We start from the raw sequence: 17,034 nt of genomic DNA, 5'->3' as shown, positions 1-17,034 counted from the left end.
GGCGCATTGAAGGCCAGGAAGGAGATCAGCCGGCGCGTCGTCGGAGCAGTTGGCGCAGCGACAGCGCGTGCAGCAGGATCGAGCTTGGCACCACGAAAACAGGGGTCAGCACATACGGATAAGCGCCGGCGCCGATGCTCTGCACATTCGGAACGATCAACTGGAACCGCCCGGGCGTGGTGATCATCCCCAAGGTAATCGCGACGGCGAAGTCGGCGAGGCCGAGAATGTTCCAGGCGATCGCCGCCTTGCGCCCTTGAGCCGTACCGCTCGCCACGGCGATTGCCGCCGGCACGGCGAACAGGCCGGTCAGCACATCGCCAATTCCAGCCGGCAACGCGAACACGCCGGGTAGCACCCCATTCAGCCAGGCAGCGAGAGCCCAGCTGCCGAATACGCGGTAAAGCTGAAGAGCGACGAGCCAGGTCGCCGGCATCGCATCGAGCACCTGCCCCACCCGCTTCGACAACAGTAACAGCGGCGCGCCGATGATCACCGGCAGGAAGATCGCCAACGGCAGCAACGGCACAGGTGGGGGTGAGGCGTCGATGCGAAAGACGCCATTGATCGCCGCGCTCCAGGCGAGCGCGAACCAAAGCGTGTAGGGGATCATGACCGCCAGCCAGGTTGTGCGGCGTTGGCCCGGCGTCAGGTCGGCGTTTTCGAGGCCGAGCCACAAACCGAGCGCGATAAACATGTGGGCCGTCAGCTGGTGGGCCGTGGTCGGAACGCCGCTAGCCGGGATGATCGGCTGCCAGTAGATCAACGCAATCCACAGGACCGTCGGCGGGATGAGCCAAAGCAGGCTGCGCCAGGCGGGACGCGGCGGGACGATACCAGCAGAAATAGGGGCGGCGTTCATGAGCGGTTCTCCATGTGAATCCGTGTCTTCGTGGCCGCGGCCTCGAACACCGCAGTGAGAATACCGAGCCGGCCTTCCAGGAGATTTCGCCCCAGGTTGGCGGAAAGCAGTGCGAAGTCCGGCCCCATCACCACGCCAAGATTTAGCGAGGGCGGCGGCCCCGACGCGCGCAGTTGGGTGATCCAGGCCTTGGCGGCCTCGGTGTCGTCTTGCCATGCCAGCGTGCGGAAACCTGCTTGTTCGATCGCCTCGCGTGTTGCGTCGGCCGTCAGGAGAAAACTTGTTGTCGGCGTTCGCGCCCACGGAACGGGGTAGTACGGTTCGCTGCCGTTTGCGACGACGTCGAACGTCGCAAACCTGCCGCCTGGCTTCAGCACGCGTTCGATCTCCCGGTAAAGCCGGGCGCGGTCGGCGATGTTCATCGCCACGTGCTGCAGCAACACGACGTCGAAACGGCTGTCGTCGAAGGGAAGTTCCAGCGCGCTGGCGGTATGAAACGACACCTGTTCGCTCTGCCCTGTGCGCTGTGTGAGATAGCGTGCGGCCTCCACGAACGGTTCGCTGAGGTCGATACCCGTCACCCGGCAGCCATAGGTTGCAGCCAGAAAACGGGCCGGCCCGCCAACGCCCGAACCGACGTCCAGCACCGACATGTCGGCGGTGATCCCGGCCAGTTTGGCAAGCTCGGCAGTGCCAGCAAGCCCACGGGTGTGAAACTGGTCGAGGGCGCCCAGTTGCTGCGGTGTGAGCCGCTGATCCTCCGGCCCAAGGACCGTGAGCGCGATCTTCAGCCGCCCGGTCAGGCCGGTCGCGCGATAGTGATCGCGCACGCCATCAAGTGCATCAGTCATTGCAAGGTTCCTCCACGGTGCTGGCGGATTGTTCGGGGTTTGCGAGTCGACATCGGCGTGACTCCTCATCTGCAGGCGTAGGTGTACCATGGCCTCTCGCGAGCGACTATTCATCACAATGTTGACGGGCTATGAAGCAGAACTTCACAGTCAGGCAGGGCGCGCTCGATGGCGTGGAGGTGTTCCTGAGCGTTGCCCAGCATCGCAGTTTTCGCCGGGCAGCCGCGGAACTCGGGGTGACGCCGTCGGCCGTCAGCCAGACGGTGCGTGTACTTGAAGAGCGCATTGGCGCAGCGCTCTTCACGCGTACCACGCGTAGTGTCGGCCTGACCGAAGCTGGCGAACGGTTTCTTTCGCGCGCAAAGCCTGCCTTCGAGGAGCTTGTCGCCGCCAGTCAGGTTGCGCGCGGACTCGGCCAGCGGCCCGCCGGATTGTTGCGTCTTTCCGTGCCGCGCGCGGTGGTGCCGATTCTGCTGGAACCCCTGATTGCATCCTTCTGCCAGGCCTATCCCGAGGTCGAAGTGGAGATCGCCACAAGCAAGGAGCTGATCGATCTTGCAGCGGAAGGGTTCGACGCCGGTATCCGGCTAGGTCAGTTCGTCGACGCCGACATGGTCGCGGTACCGTTGACGCCCCCGTTTCGTCTCATCGTCGTCGGCAGCCCTGCCTACTTGGCAGGGCGCAGCCGGCCCAGGCACACGGACGATCTGCGTCAACATGCATGTTTGCGATGGCGGCGATCCAACGGTGCGCTCGCGCCGTGGTCATTCAACGACGACGGCCGCGCGATCGAGATCGCCGTATCGGGCCCTCTCATCGCCCATGATTTTCCCACCATGCTGGGTGCGGCAGTCGAAGGTATAGGCCTGGCCCAGCTCCCTGAGCCGTTGGCTGCTGAAGGTCTGAGAGCGGGAAAACTGGTGCACGTGCTGGAGCCGTTTGCGCCGGTAATGCCGGGTGTGTTTCTTTGCTATCCAAGCCGTCGGCAGATCATGCCGAAGCTGCGTGCGTTCATCGATCACGTGAAGAGCCGCCCGGCAGGCCAGGGCAAAGTCCCCGGTACACGATGACTTTTGTGTCGAACTCGATTGTCGATTCACGGTGACAGCGGGCTTTTTTATGTCGCGTCGGCCGGGAATCCTCTTTTCCCGGCAACTGGTGGCAGTGCTGTTTCTTCGCAGTCGCGCTTTACGTTCCCGGCCGCCTCGTCGCAATGGCCTGCGGCATCTCATGCTTTTCGTTTCAATAGCGTCCGGCCGCGTCGTGCAAGGCATCCGTAACGAAACCGGCGGGCGGCCCACAGAATTCAGGCGCAGCGGTTATTCTTTCCGCTTTGCGCGCCCGGCGCCATGTAACCCCCGTCTCGAGGAGTTCATCATGCAATACCGCAAATTCGGCCGCACCGGCCTGACCGTCTCTCGTCTGTGCCTTGGCACGATGACCTTCGGCTTGCAGACCGAAGAAGAAACGTCGCGCAGCATTCTCGACAAGGCGGCCGAAGCAGGTGTGAATTTCATCGATACCGCCGACGTCTACCCGCTCGGCGGCGGCGAAAATCTGGCCGGCCGCACCGAGGAAATCGTCGGGCGCTGGCTGAAGGGCCGTCGCGACCGGTTCATCGTCGCGACCAAGGCGGTGGGCAAAGTCGGGCCGTCGCCGTGGGACCAGGGCGCGTCGCGCAAGCATCTGCTCGACGCGATCGATGCGTCGTTGCAGCGCCTCGGCACCGACTATGTCGATCTGTACCAGCTGCACTCCGACGATCCCGACACACCGCTCGACGAGACGCTCGAAGCCCTCGACACCATCGTGCAATCCGGCAAGGCGCGCTATATCGGCGTGTCGAATTTTCTGGCGTACCGGCTTGCGCGGGCGCTGGGGCGCGCGGACGTGTTACGCGTGGCGCGTTTCGTGTCGGTCCAGCCGCGCTACAACCTGCTGTTCCGCCAGATCGAGCGCGAATTGCTGCCGCTCGCCGGCGAAGAGCAGCTCGCCGTGATTCCGTACAACCCGCTGGCGGGCGGCCTCCTGACCGGCAAGCACCGTCACGACGCGCCGCCCGCGGCCGGCCGCTTTACCGCCACGGTGGGCAAGGCCGGTGCGATGTATCAGGAGCGCTACTGGCACCGGCGCGAATTCGAAACGATCGACAAACTGCGTGACATCGCCGCACAAACCGGCGAATCGCTGACAAAGACTGCCGTCGCCTGGGTGCTGGCCAATCCGCTCATTACGTCAGCGCTCATTGGCGCAAGCCGTCCGGATCAGCTGACCGATACGCTTGCCGCGGCGGATCTCGCGCTCGACGGGCAGCTCAAGGCTCAACTCGACGACGCGACTGTCGAATACCGGATGGGCGACGCGGCACGCTGAGCTCCTCGCGCACGAGGTCGACGAACCGGTCGAGCGCCGGATCGTCGCGGGTGGCCTGCCAGACCTCGATCTGACGCGCGTCGCCCACAGCGAGGGACAGCGCGGGCTGAAAGCGCGCAGGCCTGAACTCTACGCGCTGCTCGCCCATCAGGCGGTAAAACGCGAGCGGTATGCCCGCGCAGCAGCGCTTCGGTGACATGGTTCGACATAATTCCCGCGTGGCGTTCGAAGCCGGTTCCTCCCATACTCGCGTCAGCGTGTTGCGGCTCGCACAGATAGCAGACAAGCCGCATCCCGTGCGCGTGTGATCTCCGATAGTTGATGATCCAGTGGATCGAATGATTGTCGGCGACATCTTTTCGACAATTGACGGCACGACAGTGCCGATGACTGGATCGACATGTTTACTTCATTGGAATTCGTAGCTCACAAGGTAACTCGCCTGGCAAGCGCGGCACTGGTTGCGGGGTCTCTACTTCTTGCGGGGTGCGCCGGGGGCGTCACCGACGTAAGCCACTATGCCGCTCTTCCTCAAGTGCGGCCAGACACCATCTACGTGTATTCATTCGACAGCACGCCCGATCAGGTGAAGCTCGACAGCGGAATGGCGCAGAAACTGAAGGCCCGCTTCTCCGGTGCGTCGGAGGCCGACGAGCAGGACAAGGATGCGGTCGAAGCGCGTGAGCAGGTGGCCAATGAAATCGTGCGCAAGTTGCAATCGATGGGGCTGCATGCCGAACGTTCGGATGTGCCGGCGCCTGCAAACCAGAATGCGCTGCTCGTCGAGGGCAGCTTTCAGACGATCGACGCGGGCAACCGCAGACGCCGAGTGTTGATCGGCCTTGGGGCCGGCAAGAGCGAGGTCGGCGCGTCGGTTCAGCTTCTGTACAAGCCGGCGGGTGGTTCGCCGGTGCCCCTGCAAAGCTTCGCGGCAACCGCGGACAGTGGCAAGGCGCCCGGCGTCGTCGAAACCGCTGGAGTGGGTGCGGCGGCCGGCCACGTCGCGACAGCCGCGGCGACGGGCGCAGGCTTGCATGCCGCGACCGAGACGAGGCATGACAGCATTCCGGCAGACGCGAAACGCCTCGCCGACTCGATCGCAAAGCAGGTGGCTGCGTTGGGTGCGGCAAATGGGTGGGTGCCTGCTGGGCGCGTGGACTGATAAATCCGTTGCGACTGCTTCGCTCACTCTGCCGGCCAACCGGGGCATCGTGTCGCGCGGTGCCTATCGTTTCATGCACCATCCGATTTACTTCGGATACCTTGTCGCAGACATCGGCTTTCTGCTTGCGAACTTCGGCTTGCAGAACCTGATTGTCTACGCGGGGCCATTCGCACTGCGCCCGCGCTGTGTCAGAACTCGACCAGCGCGAAGTCTTCCTTGCCGACGTCGCACAGCGGGCAGCGCCAGTCAGCCGGAACATCCGCCCAGCGCGTGCCGGGCGCGATGCCATCTTCGGGCAGACCGGCGCCCTCGTCGTAGATCCAGCCGCAGATCACACAGACCCATAGCCTGAAATCGTCGCTGGCTGGAGAGGCGGCCGTGCCGGTGGCGGGAGCGTCGATGGCTGCATCTGCCGGCTGGGTGTCATCGAGGCTCACGACGAGCGGTGCGTCGGTGCCCGTGCCGCTTGCGGCAAGCCGGGTCTGCAACGACTGGAGCAGGCGTTGTGCTTCGTCCATCGTCAGATCGATCCAGTACGGATCGCCTGCGCCGTCGTTGAGCCGCTCGGGAGAGAACTGGATTTCTACGGCTACGCCCTTCTTGTACATGGTAAATCGACCGGTGATGCGGCCGGCGGTCGGCGCCGGCCGTTGTGCGCAGGAGTGAAGCGGGCACTGGCCGCCCGGTTAGACGAGCAGATTCAGCAGCAGGGAGCCGATCAGTCCGAAGGCTCCGACGATTCCGAGGATCTGCATCAGGGTGAGGGATTTGCGCGAGGTGGCAGGATGATTCGAGGCGGTGGAGCGGGATGAAGTCACGTGAGGTTTCTGTTTCGGTTCGGGATGGATTGTACAGGGCGCGCCCTGTCGGGCCGCTAGCCTTCTACCCCAAGTTGGGGTGGTCCGTCAATATGGGCGCGGCACGGCGCGCGGGGCAAGATGAAGTCGATGCCGAAGCCGCAATTATCGACGCTTGCGCGCCTTTGATTGACTACTGGTTGTAGATGCAGCAATTCCTGAGGGTAGTCAGACGGCGTCGCAGCCTGCGTCGGACCGTTCAGCCCGGCTTGCCATCAGCGCGCGGGCGAAGCAGCGCCAACGCGTACGCGGCGGCGTATCGAAAGCGCCGACGTCCATACCTGCTGTGGTGTCTTCGTTGCCGGTGCGCGGTTGCTTCTGTATGTTGGGTCATCGACACGCGATCTGCGCGTCGGTCAGGCAACAGGAGTGCAGAATGACTTTAGACGCACACGGATCGGCGACAGCGCCGCTGCGCACCGATGTATTGATCGTCGGTGCTGGCCCGGTCGGCTTGTTTGCGGCATTCGAGGCGGGCGTGATCGGCCTGTCTTGCCAGATCGTCGATGCGCTCGGGCGGGTAGGCGGCCAGTGCGTTGAGCTTTATCCCGACAAGCCGATCTACGATATTCCCGCCATTTCCTCGTGCACGGCGCGCGAACTGGTCGACCGCTTGATGGAGCAATGCCGGCCGTTCGACGTTCCAGTTCATCTCGAACAACGGGTAGAAACCGTCGAGCGGCGTGACGACGGACGCTGGAGCGTCACTACCGATCGTGGTCTCGTGTTCGACACAGCCGCGATCATGCTGGCCGCCGGCAACGGCGCATTTGTGCCGCAGCGGCTGATGCTCGACGAAGCGGCGCCGCTGGAGACCCGCCATGTTCATTACAGCATCGCCAACCTGGCGGATTTCGCTGATCGCAAGGTCGTGGTGGCGGGCGGCGGCGATTCTGCCCTCGACTGGGCGCTCGCATTGCGTGCGGTCGCGCAGCGCGTCACGCTGGTTCACCGGCGCAACGGCTTCAGCGCGACGGCGTCAAGTGTCGACCAGATGAAGAGGGCAGTTGATGCCGGCGAGATGGACTTCATCGTCGGTGCAATCGGCGCGCTGAATGCGCCCGGCGGCACGCTCGAATCGATCGACGTCAAACAGGCGGGAGGCGTGACCACACGGATCGACGCCGGGCATCTGGTCGTGCTCTACGGTCTCGTCGCGGATCTCGGGCCGATTGCCACGTGGGGCATCGAAAGCGTCGCTGGCCGGCTCAACGTCGACACATCGAACTATGAGACCTCGCGTCCGGGCATTTTTGCGGTCGGCGACATCGCGAACTATCCGAACAAGCAGAAACTGATCCTGTCGGGATTTCACGAGGCGTCGCTCGCGCTGCGCAAGGCGTTCAGCTACGCGTACCCGGACAAAAAACGCGTTCACGTGCATTCGAGTTACGACACCAAGCTGGCGGAACGCGTCGCCGCGACGGCTCATTAGCGCAGAGGTGCAGCGCGTTGTACAAGCCACGCGGGCCGCGATCCGTGCGGACCGCGTGCAATGCATACCTCGAACGGCGGCTGCCCCTCGCCGCGAGCGCGTCAGCCTTTCCGGTCTTGCCTCGCAAGGCACTGGATAATCCGCGGTGCGTCGATGTCATGGCGTTTGAGCAGTTCCTGCACGCCGCGATCCTCGAGCAGACAGGTCATCACATCCTGGCAGCAGCCCTTGCCGTCACCGGAACGGGATCGCGGTGGTGGGGCGTTCTTCCCGACGCTGCTGTTACAAACTATTATTGACAATATCTGATTTATCAGATATTGTTGTTTCTAACAAACAGGAGCCGACGATGGAGCACTACACAAAAAACAGCTTTTCGTTGACGCAAAGCGTAGGCTTCGCGATCAACAAGGCACGCAATGTTCTCGTGACCGAGATGGACGCGGCCCTGAAGGATCTGGACATCACCAGCCAGCAGATGGGCATCCTGCTGTCGTTGACGAGCGGCATCGCCACCACGCCGTTCGAGCTGTCAAAGCTGCTCGGTATCGACACGGGACTCATGACCCGCATGCTGGACAAGCTCGAAACGAAGGGCTTGCTCGAACGTTCGCGCAGCCTCGAAGACCGCCGGGTCGTCAATCTGAAGCTGACGGAGAAGGGCGAGGAAGTCGCGAGCCAGCTCCCCGAGGTCGCTCCTGGCGTGCTGAACAACCGCCTGAAGGATTTCTCCAGGGCGGAATTCAAGGAACTGCAACGCCTGCTGACCAAGTTCCTTGGCGACTGAGCGGCAAATTTTTTTGTCTATTTATCTGATTGGTCAGAAAACAAAATCACAGTTAAATGAAAACGCCGCCGTGACGCGGATCGCGAAGGGTCGATCGAGATCGGTGGAAACGCGGCAAGCGCACCGAGGAAGACCGCGAACAGGATGGATTCCGGTTTGAGGCGGGGCGCTTTTATGGGATCAACACCACGCGGCCGCTCGTGCCTCCTGCGACGGCACGATAGGCGGCCTGCGCGTCGTGGAGCGAAAAGCGCCCGGCGATCTTTGGCGGAACGTAGCTGCGGTCTTCGAAACCGGGCCGCAACGCTTCCATCAGATCCGCCGAAGCAACGAGATCGCGCTTGAGCGTATCCACGCCGAGCAGACGGCTTTCGTTGTGGTAGAAGTCGGCCAGATCGAAGGTCACCTGACGCCGGTCCGTCGCCGAGATTTCGACCAGTCGGCCGCGCACCGCAAGCATAGGCAGCGCGGTCTCAAACATCGATCCTCCGACCGTATCGAACACCACTGCCGCGCCACCGTTCGTGACTTCGCGCACGCGCGCGATGGCATCTTCGGCGGAGGAATTGACCCACTCGTCCACGGACGGGTGGGCTGCGCCACCCCGACCCACGCCGATTACGCGCGCGCCGATGCGTTTTGCGATCTGGGCGGCGGCGCCACCCACGCCTCCGAGGCCGATGATGACGATTGTTTCGTCTGCCTGCACCTGCGCAGCTTCGACCACGCTGCACCAGGCCGCGATGAAGTTCACGCCGATCGAGGCCGCTTCTTCATGCGAAAGCGTGACCGGCTTGCGCCGCAACGCCGCCACCGGCACGACAACATACTCCGCGTGCGTGCCGTCGCGGGTGAAGCCGACGTCGCCGCCCGAGCCCCACACCTCCGCGCCGGCCCATGCCGGCGGCCCCTCGACCACCACCCCGGAATAGTCCCGCCCGGGCGTACGCGGCAGCGTCGTCTGGCTCATCCGGCCGGCGACGTTCTTTACGTCGCTCGGATTGATCGACGCCGCCATGATCTTGACGACGGCTTCGTCCGGACTGGCCGCTGGTGTCGGGACATCCTGCAGCGAGAGGACGTCCGGGCCGCCGTGTTGCTCGAATCGCAAGGCTTTCATGATGGTCTCGCTGGATGGGATGAAGCATTGTTGCGTGACAGGCGGCTGGTGAACAGTCTCCCGAACGGATAGTATCGAAGACGACCTGCGCTCCGGTGCGCTGATCGAGTGCCTGGCCGGCTATCACTGCGCGAGCATGCGCGTGAGTTTGCGTTCGCTCCCGTATCCGCGAGGCGCAAGCTTCGAATGCACCAGGTTCTCCAGCGACATCGGCCGCGCCAGATGGTAGCCCTGCACCTGCGCGGCACCGATGTCGCGCAGCACGGCGAGCGTTGCCTCGTCCTCGACGCCTTCGGCGACGACGGTCAGCCCCAGCGACTCCGCCATCCGCACGATCGCACGGACGATTGCACGGCTGCGCGAACTCGTCGTCAATTCGAGGACGAACGACTTGTCGATCTTCAGCCCGCTGAAATGGAACTGGTGTACGTAGCTCAGCGACGAGAAGCCCGTGCCGAAGTCGTCGAGCATCACCGACATGCCGTTGTTCGCCAGGTTCTGCATCGTCTTGCGGGCGAGATCCGGCTCGGCCACCAGCGCGCCTTCGGTCAGTTCCAGCGAGATGCGCGACGGTTGCACCTGATACTGGCTCAGCAGCACGAGCAGTTCGGTGGCGAAGTCGGGGCGCGTGATGCTGTAGCTCGACAGGTTCACGTGCACGGGTGGCCAGTTCGCATGCTCCGGCCGTGCAAGCGTCTCCGCCACGAGCTTCAGCATGTGCATGTCCAGACGCCCGATCAGCTTGAGGCCCTCGACCGCCGGCAGAAACCGCCCCGGAGCCCAGATGTCGCCATTGGGCTGTCGCCAGCGAATCAGCGCTTCGAGCGCGACGAGTTCGCCGCTCCCTACGTCGACGATCGGCTGAAAGTACGGCACCAGTTCATCGTCGCGTTTCAGTGCGCGACGCAGCGCACCTTCCGTTTCGACCTGATCGGACAGTTCGCGGCGCAGTTCCTGGTTGAACACGGCGAAGCTGTCGCGGCCGCGGCCCTTGACCCGGTACATGGCCGTGTCGGCGTCGCGCAGCAGATCGGTCGGGTTCGAATGGAAGTTGTTGTCGGCGCCCACAATTCCCACGCTGCACGACGAGAACACCACATGCTCGCCGATGTTGAACGGCTGGTCGAATGCCGCGAGGATCCGTTCGGCGATCGCAAGCACGGTCGAGAGCGGCGCGCCGGGCACCATCACCGCGAATTCGTCGCCGCCGAGCCGGGCGAGCAGGTCGTCGTGGCGCACGCAGCTGCGAAGCCGTTCGGCGACCTGCACGAGCAGCACGTCGCCGAGATGGTGGCCGAGACTGTCGTTCACCACCTTGAAGCGGTCGAGATCGATGAAGAGGACGGACAGGCTCTTGCCGTGGCTGCAATGGTCGTCCCACGCGGCTTCGAGCCGCTGACGCAGGTGCGCCCGGTTCGGCAGCCCCGTCAGCGCGTCGTGGAAGTTCTCGTGCAGAAGACGCGCGTTGGCGTTGTCGAGCTCGCGGGTGCGCGCCTGGACGCGTGCTTCGAGATCGAGGTTGGCCGCGTGCTGCGCGTCCGCTGCGCGGCGGCGCGCGAGTGCGGTGTCGATATGCCGGGAGACGAAGGTCAGCAGGTCCTGATCGCGCGCGTCGTAGCGGATGTGTTCCTGATAGCTTTGCACGACCAGCACGCCGCGTATGACGTCGGCGTCGAAGAGCGGCACGCCCAGCCACGAACGCATGCGGATGTTCTCGCTATCCAGATCGATTTCCCCGCGGGCGACAAGCTGGACCGCATCGTCCGTCGTGAAAAGGCACGGAGCGCGCCGGCGGATCACGTACTCGGTCAGGCCCCGCTTGCCGCGCCGTGCCGACGGTACGTGTCTTATCGCTTCGTCGATGTAATAGGGAAACGAAACTTCTTCAGTGAACGGATCGAAGAACGCGACGTAGAAGTTGCGCGCATACAGCAGACCACCAACGATCTTGTGCAGGCTGCGGAAAAATTCACCGATCTCCACCGGCTGGCTCGACAGTTCCGCGATCTTGAAGAGCGTCGCCTGCAGATGCTCGGCGCGTTTACGCTCGGCAATCTCTTCGCGCAGGGTGTCGTTGAGCTGCGACAGCTCGGCCGTGCGCAGCGCGACCTGCTTTTCCAGATCGACGCGGTGCAGGATCCGGTCGAGCGCCATCGCCACGTGGCGCGCCACGACCAGAAAGAGCGCTCGGTCTTCGGCGCTGTAAATGCGCGAGACGTCATAGACCTGCATCGTCACCATGCCGAACACTTCGTCCGACGCGTTTTTCAGCGGCGCGCCCATCCAGAACTCGGGGCGATGGCCGACGCAGAAAAAGAGCCCGTCCGCTTCGGCTTGGGCGATGCCGGCCGCATCGATCAGGAGCGGCTGACCGGTCGTCAGCACGTAACCGGTGAGCGATAACCTGGCGGGATCGACCAGGTCGGCGTGATCGGTGTCCACGGTTTCCGTGTCGATCACGTCGACGTAATAGGGGAAGGTGACGACACCTTTCGCGCGATCGAAAAGCGCCAGATAGAAGTTTTCGGCGTCGATCAGCGTGGCGAGCCGTTCGTGAATGGCATGCAGGAAGGCCGCCCGCTCCCGGATCGAACTGGCGAGGTAGGCGATGTCGTACAGCACGCGCTGCACGTTCTGCGCGCGGGCGAGCGCGTGCGCCTGGACCCGCTCGCCGATGACACGGGCGAGTTCCGCCAGGGTTTCGTCGCCGGCGTATCCGGCCGGCGCGAGCAGCCAGCCGAGCACCGTTTCGCCCCGGCCGGTCGGCCATGCGCACCAGCCACGCGCGGCGCACATCGCAGTGAGCGCGTCTTCCGCGATCGTGTGCGGCCAGTCGAGCGGCATGTCGCTCGTGCTGGCGAGATCGAGCTGCTCGCCGGCCCGATACCACGCCCATGGGCGACCGTTGCTGGCGCCCTGCGCCTCGCGGATCGAACCGTCAATGGACAGTTCGCCCGGCCTGCTGGATGACCGCAATGAGTTCCCCATCAGCCAACCCTTGTGCGTTCCCGGAAGAGTTTATTGTCACCGTGCTATATCGGCGGTTCTCACGGGAACTTGATAGGGCGGTCCCGCCCGGGCGCGGGTCCGTGCGAAACTTCCCCCGGCGTGGCCGCAAAAAAACCAGGCGTAAGATGGGATGGGCACGGGGGACTGCGCCGCTTTGCCCGTGAACGCGTGGAACCGCAGGGGCTCGCCCGGCCGGCGCCCCGCCCGAAGCCGCGGCGGTCCCGCGCACATTGCGATGGAGGTCGACATGACGCGTGAACTCAGAACCGAGCAGGAGCTGATGCAGATCGTTTCACGGGCGCTCGCGGACAACCCGGATACGACCGGCTGGAGCCCCACCGCCATCCAGGAACACATCGAAGACGAGGGGGGCTGCAACTGGGACATCGACTATCTGCATGGCGACAGCAAGAGTGCGAACGTCAAGGAGATCGTCATGCCGGCCGCTTCGAAGGTCATCAACGATTTGCGTAGTCGCTACAACCTGTTGTAGCGTCACGTCCGCACGCTTCAGACACGACTGACGGGAACACCCGGGGAGAATACCTGTATGGACCGCCTGCAGGCGATTGAAGTTTTCACACGCGTAGTCGAGACGAACAGCTTTTCGAAAGCCGCCGAACTGCTCGACCTGCCTCGCGGATCGGTGAGCACGCTGATTCAGGGCCTCGAGCAACAACTGGGCGTCCGCCTGTTGAACCGGACTACGCGGCAGGTCAGCGTCACCGAAGACGGCGCGCTTTACTACGAACGCTGCATCCGCGTCCTCGCGGAACTCGCTGATGCGGAGTCGTCGCTGTCGAACAAGCGCCAGAACCCGACCGGGACGGTTCGCGTCGATACCTCGGGCACGCTCGCGAGGACGCTGCTGCTGCCCGCGCTGGACGAGTTCTATCGCACCTATCCGCATATCGACGTGCGGCTGGGGCTGGCCGACCGGAACATCGATCTGGTTCAGGATGGGGTCGACTGCGTGATCCGGATGGGCGCGCTCGAAGAGTCGAGCCTCGTCGCGCGTCGCATCGGCAGCGCGCGGATCACCACCTGCGCGTCGCCTGCCTACCTGGAAGAGCACGGCACGCCCGCTACGCTCGACGACCTCAGGCAGCATCGTGCGATCAACTACGTGTCCGCACGTTCAGGCAAGACGTTTCCGTTCGAATTCGACGTGAATGGCGAGATCGTCAGGATATCGCTGGATGGCGCGCTCGCCGTGAACGACGGGACGGTCTATATCTCGGCGGGTGTGCATGGGTTCGGCATCATCCAGCCGTCGCGCTTCATGGTGGCCGACCTGATCGCGCGCGGCGAATTGACGGAAATCCTGACGACTTATCACGCCCCGCCCACACCGCTGTCGATTGTTTATCCGCACCGCCGCCATCTGAGCTCGCGGGTACGCGCGTTCACCGAGTGGGTGACCGAACTGGCGCATCGCAATCCCGATCTGAGCCTCTGAGCGACAGGCACGATCCTCGCGAGCCGGCAAGGTCGCGCGATCATGAGCGGAAGGATAAAACGCGCACAGCCGGCGCACGGCGTGGGCACGAGGTCGAACCGCCTTTGATGCAGGTCAAGTCGTTGCGCGAGAAAGCATCGATCATGACGCTACGGGCCCGGGTTGGCGAGACGTCCGCGTCGGCAAGCTTTCTTCGGGGAAGGCGCTTCATCTGCAGCAGCACACTTGTTCGAGGTGACCGATGGGCGTCGGCATGCAGATTGTGTACCTCGGGTTCGCCGGGTCCAACCAGCTCGAAGCCGAAGCCGGCGCGCAGTTCGTACGCCTCGAGCGCTTCGGAAAGTTCATCTCGGGCTGTCATCTCGCGATCGAAGCATGTGGCTTCCGCTCGGGACACCGTCTTTACGATGCAAGGCTCGACCTGATTACGCGCAGGAATGATCTGATTCCGGTCGAGCGTTACACAGACGAGGACCCGCGCATCGCGCTGCGCGCGGCCTTCGATGCAGCGGTGCGACGGCTCGAACAGCCGTCCGCGGACGGCGGACTGGCAGACAGGCGGGACAGGCCCGCCAGACCCGTTTGTCGCGACGCATCTTTGGATCGGCTGGCTAACCTGACCCAACGTGGGGAGACCAACATGTACGAACATATCCTGGTTGCACTGGACGGCAGCGAATCGTCGAAACGCGCCCTGGGCGAAGCCATTCGCATGGCGCTACTCGCGCACGGCAAGGTCACGGCGGTCTACGTCGTGGACAGCTCCACGACGTTCGCCTATGCGGGCGAGTTTGACCCGCTTGCCTTGACGAGGGCGTTGCGGATCGACGGCGAGCGGGTGCTCGAGGAGGCTCGCAAGCTGATGGACGGGCAGGGCGTTGACGGTGCGGCGCAGGTTGTGGAGACCGACGGTCTTTCCGAGGACACCGCCAGTTGCCTGCAGCGCGAGGCGCAACGTGTCGGCGCCGATCTCGTCGTGCTTGGCACGCATGGCCGGCGGGGCGTGCGGCGCATGGTGATCGGCAGCGTCGCTGAGCGTTTCGTCAGGTTCTCGACGTGCCCCGTCCTGCTGGTGCGTGAAGTGCAGCCTGCACTTTGAGACAAAACTGAGTCCCCGGACCCTGTTGACATTGACGCGCAGACACCTCTGTGGCCGCAGGCAGGCTGCGGCCGCGATGTCACTGACTCAGCACCCACACGATCAGCGTATGGGCGTCTTCAGGCGTAATCGGGCCGCCGCGGTCGGCGGGAAGCGGCATCGCCGTGTCGCCCCAATGCGCCTTGCCGCCGAGCCTCAGCTTGTTTTCGAGCATGAGGCGCGCATTGGGCACCTTGCGATAACGCTCGGCGATCTGCTGGAACGACGGGGCGAGGAACGGGGCGTCGGTCGTGTGGCAGAACATGCAGTGATCAACGCGATCGACATGCGTGCACCAACCACCAGCGCGCGTCGCTTGCGGGCCGAAACTGGCCCGCCGCGCGCCCCATGACGGGCACACGATCATCGGGCGCCGAGGAGCGATTGATCTGGCTCAAGCCTGCCCCGGCACCATGTCTTGCAGTGCAGCACCGGCGGGCTATGCTGTATGAAGGCGCACGTCGCGCGTGGCGACGGCGGCCTCGCCATGCAGCATGGCCGGTGTCCGGGCCGAACCGCTGGCGCGTCACAGGGCCACGCATAGTGCGAGGCGAGGGTCATGCATATTCATTTTCCGCCGGAAATGCCAGAGTATTGCGCGAGGGATCTCGTGGTTGCCTTTACGGCTGTGGTAGACGGCAAGCGGGTTCAATGCGCCGTGACGGCAGAGGCGCTTGAAGATCATTTCGGCGCGGCGTCGCTGCGCGAAGACGATCTGCTCAGCGCGTTCGAAGCACACCGGTCCGCAATCGAACATTCGGCTGAGCGGATGTTGAAGGAAGTCGAAGGCAAGCCGGTGCTTCTGCATAGCGGGTTTTTCAGGTTCTGCCAGTGAATTTCCCCGGGCGGTCGCCGCGGCCGCTGGCGCAGCGCGCCTTTCTGGGGTGCGGACAAACCGCTGAGGCAGGCCATTCAGGCAGGCCGTTCAGGAGGCGAACCATGCGGGCGATGGTATTCGACGGCAACTCGGCGCTGCTACGCGAGATGGACGTATCCGACCCGATGCCGTCTGCGGGGCAGCTGCTGATCGATATCCACGCCTGCGGGATTTGCCGCACGGATCTGCATGTGGTCGACGGCGAACTGACCGATCCGAAGCGACCGGTGATTCCCGGTCACGAGATCGTCGGCACGGTCGCCGGGCTCGGCGCGGGTGTCGACGGTTTCGCCGTGGGCGATCGTGTCGGCGTGCCGTGGGTGGGGCGCACCTGCGGACACTGCCGTTATTGCCATTCACACCACGAAAATCTCTGCGACGACCCGGGTTTCACGGGCTACACGATCGATGGCGGCTACGCAGAACGTACAGTGGCGGACAGCCGTTACTGCTTTCACCTGCCGCCTCAGTACTCCGATGTGGAAGCCGCGCCGCTGCTGTGCGCGGGCCTGATCGGCTACAGGACCTTGAAGATGGCGGGTGACGCGAGGCGCATCGGCATTTACGGCTTTGGGGCGGCCGCGCATATCGTCGCACAGGTTGCGCGTCACGAGGGGCGCACGGTCTATGCTTTCACCCGCGCGGGAGACACCGCCGCGCAGCAACTCGCGCTGAGCCTCGGGGCGAGCTGGGCCGGCAGCAGCGGCGACGAGCCGCCGGAGGAACTCGACGCCGCGCTGCTCTTCGCCCCGGTGGGCGCGCTGGTGCCGGTTGCGCTCAAGGCGGTGGCGAAGGGCGGCATCGTCGTGTGCGGCGGAATTCACATGAGCGACATTCCGTCGTTTCCATACGCGTTCTTGTGGGGCGAGCGGCGCGTCGTGTCGGTGGCGAACCTGACGCGTGAAGACGGCGCGGCTTTCATGAAGCTGGCGGGCGAGAAGCGCCTTGTCATTACGACAACGCCCTATCCGCTTGGCGACGCCAACCGGGCACTCTCAGACCTGCGTGAGGGACGGCTGGCCGGCGCGGCAGTCCTGTCGATGAGGTGACGCAGAAGCGGACGGACGCTTCGCCGCCCGGATGGCGCGTCTGCCGGTTTCG

At 64.1% G+C, this 17,034-nt stretch carries 18 protein-coding genes and 1 pseudogene; 11 read left to right on the top strand and 8 right to left on the bottom strand.

The window, feature by feature from the left end; all coding sequences use genetic code 11:
- Positions 1-25 precede the first annotated feature (25 nt).
- Together P3T23_RS16930 and P3T23_RS16925 are read right to left on the bottom strand one after the other, a co-directional pair.
- The gene (locus tag P3T23_RS16930; RefSeq protein ID WP_429317311.1) at positions 26-862 is read right to left on the bottom strand and encodes an MFS transporter; all 837 of its coding nucleotides are present in this window, start codon (positions 860-862) and stop codon (positions 26-28) included.
- On the bottom strand, positions 859-1,713 hold the full coding sequence (locus tag P3T23_RS16925) for a class I SAM-dependent methyltransferase (protein ID WP_429317310.1): 855 nt from the start codon (positions 1,711-1,713) through the stop codon (positions 859-861). Before P3T23_RS16925 ends, P3T23_RS16930 begins: the two co-directional genes overlap by 4 nt.
- Before the next feature lie 131 nt (positions 1,714-1,844).
- On the opposite strand from P3T23_RS16925, the gene P3T23_RS16920 reads away from it, so the two are divergent.
- On the top strand, positions 1,845-2,783 hold the full coding sequence (locus P3T23_RS16920; RefSeq protein WP_429317309.1) for a LysR family transcriptional regulator: 939 nt from the start codon (positions 1,845-1,847) through the stop codon (positions 2,781-2,783).
- Positions 2,784-3,090: 307 nt separating this feature from the next.
- Positions 3,091-4,086, top strand: coding sequence for an aldo/keto reductase (locus P3T23_RS16915; RefSeq protein ID WP_429317308.1), 996 nt, complete (start codon positions 3,091-3,093; stop codon positions 4,084-4,086).
- On the opposite strand, the gene P3T23_RS16910 is transcribed toward P3T23_RS16915, so the two are convergent.
- Positions 4,028-4,285: a hypothetical protein gene (locus tag P3T23_RS16910; protein WP_429317307.1), complete on the bottom strand. Its 258-nt coding sequence runs from the start codon at positions 4,283-4,285 to the stop codon at positions 4,028-4,030. The two genes, P3T23_RS16915 and P3T23_RS16910, sit on opposite strands and share 59 nt — an antisense overlap.
- Before the next feature lie 201 nt (positions 4,286-4,486).
- On the opposite strand from P3T23_RS16910, the gene P3T23_RS16905 reads away from it, so the two are divergent.
- Complete coding sequence (locus tag P3T23_RS16905) at positions 4,487-5,248, top strand: DUF4410 domain-containing protein (RefSeq protein ID WP_429317306.1); 762 nt, start codon at positions 4,487-4,489, stop codon at positions 5,246-5,248.
- Between the two features lie 28 nt (positions 5,249-5,276).
- A pseudogene (locus tag P3T23_RS16900) lies at positions 5,277-5,411 on the top strand (isoprenylcysteine carboxyl methyltransferase); the annotation flags it as partial.
- Positions 5,412-5,439: 28 nt separating this feature from the next.
- On the opposite strand, the gene P3T23_RS16895 reads toward P3T23_RS16900, so the two are convergent.
- Together P3T23_RS16895 and P3T23_RS16890 are read right to left on the bottom strand one after the other, a co-directional pair.
- The gene (locus P3T23_RS16895; RefSeq protein ID WP_429317305.1) at positions 5,440-5,859 is read right to left on the bottom strand and encodes a rubredoxin; all 420 of its coding nucleotides are present in this window, start codon (positions 5,857-5,859) and stop codon (positions 5,440-5,442) included.
- A gap of 78 nt (positions 5,860-5,937) precedes the next feature.
- Positions 5,938-6,069 carry a hypothetical protein gene (locus P3T23_RS16890; RefSeq protein ID WP_429317304.1) on the bottom strand — a complete coding sequence of 44 codons (132 nt, stop codon included), beginning with the start codon at positions 6,067-6,069 and terminating at the stop codon, positions 5,938-5,940.
- A 415-nt stretch (positions 6,070-6,484) separates the two neighbouring features.
- Here P3T23_RS16890 and P3T23_RS16885 point away from each other — a divergent pair, with 415 nt between their 5' ends.
- Entirely contained in the window at positions 6,485-7,543 is a 1,059-nt protein-coding gene (locus P3T23_RS16885) for an NAD(P)/FAD-dependent oxidoreductase (protein WP_429317303.1), read from the top strand.
- A 349-nt stretch (positions 7,544-7,892) separates the two neighbouring features.
- Positions 7,893-8,330, top strand: coding sequence for a MarR family winged helix-turn-helix transcriptional regulator (locus tag P3T23_RS16880; protein ID WP_429317302.1), 438 nt, complete (start codon positions 7,893-7,895; stop codon positions 8,328-8,330).
- A gap of 172 nt (positions 8,331-8,502) precedes the next feature.
- Here P3T23_RS16880 and P3T23_RS16875 read toward each other — a convergent pair whose 3' ends face one another.
- Together P3T23_RS16875 and P3T23_RS16870 are read right to left on the bottom strand one after the other, a co-directional pair.
- Entirely contained in the window at positions 8,503-9,450 is a 948-nt protein-coding gene (locus tag P3T23_RS16875) for a quinone oxidoreductase family protein (RefSeq protein WP_429317301.1), read from the bottom strand.
- Positions 9,451-9,573: 123 nt separating this feature from the next.
- The gene (locus P3T23_RS16870; protein WP_429317300.1) at positions 9,574-12,438 is read right to left on the bottom strand and encodes a bifunctional diguanylate cyclase/phosphodiesterase; all 2,865 of its coding nucleotides are present in this window, start codon (positions 12,436-12,438) and stop codon (positions 9,574-9,576) included.
- 268 nt (positions 12,439-12,706) lie between these two features.
- Here P3T23_RS16870 and P3T23_RS16865 point away from each other — a divergent pair, with 268 nt between their 5' ends.
- From P3T23_RS16865 to P3T23_RS16855, 3 genes are all read left to right on the top strand, one after another.
- Positions 12,707-12,952, top strand: coding sequence for a hypothetical protein (locus P3T23_RS16865; RefSeq protein ID WP_429317299.1), 246 nt, complete (start codon positions 12,707-12,709; stop codon positions 12,950-12,952).
- 57 nt (positions 12,953-13,009) lie between these two features.
- Positions 13,010-13,918, top strand: coding sequence for a LysR substrate-binding domain-containing protein (locus P3T23_RS16860; RefSeq protein WP_429317298.1), 909 nt, complete (start codon positions 13,010-13,012; stop codon positions 13,916-13,918).
- Between the two features lie 640 nt (positions 13,919-14,558).
- Entirely contained in the window at positions 14,559-15,017 is a 459-nt protein-coding gene (locus P3T23_RS16855; protein WP_429317500.1) for a universal stress protein, read from the top strand.
- 79 nt (positions 15,018-15,096) lie between these two features.
- Here P3T23_RS16855 and P3T23_RS16850 read toward each other — a convergent pair whose 3' ends face one another.
- On the bottom strand, positions 15,097-15,423 hold the full coding sequence (locus tag P3T23_RS16850; RefSeq protein ID WP_429317297.1) for a c-type cytochrome: 327 nt from the start codon (positions 15,421-15,423) through the stop codon (positions 15,097-15,099).
- A gap of 192 nt (positions 15,424-15,615) precedes the next feature.
- Here P3T23_RS16850 and P3T23_RS16845 point away from each other — a divergent pair, with 192 nt between their 5' ends.
- Together P3T23_RS16845 and P3T23_RS16840 are read left to right on the top strand one after the other, a co-directional pair.
- On the top strand, positions 15,616-15,891 hold the full coding sequence (locus tag P3T23_RS16845; protein WP_133664309.1) for a DUF1488 domain-containing protein: 276 nt from the start codon (positions 15,616-15,618) through the stop codon (positions 15,889-15,891).
- A 104-nt stretch (positions 15,892-15,995) separates the two neighbouring features.
- A complete protein-coding gene (locus P3T23_RS16840) occupies positions 15,996-16,982 on the top strand; it encodes a zinc-dependent alcohol dehydrogenase family protein (protein ID WP_429317296.1) in 987 nt (328 codons plus the stop codon).
- Positions 16,983-17,034 lie beyond the last annotated feature (52 nt).

Origin of the sequence: Paraburkholderia sp. GAS448, assembly GCF_050435685.1 — a bacterium.
Taxonomy (GTDB): Bacteria; Pseudomonadota; Gammaproteobacteria; order Burkholderiales; family Burkholderiaceae; genus Paraburkholderia.
This window is presented reverse-complemented; position numbering and strand designations above follow the sequence as displayed.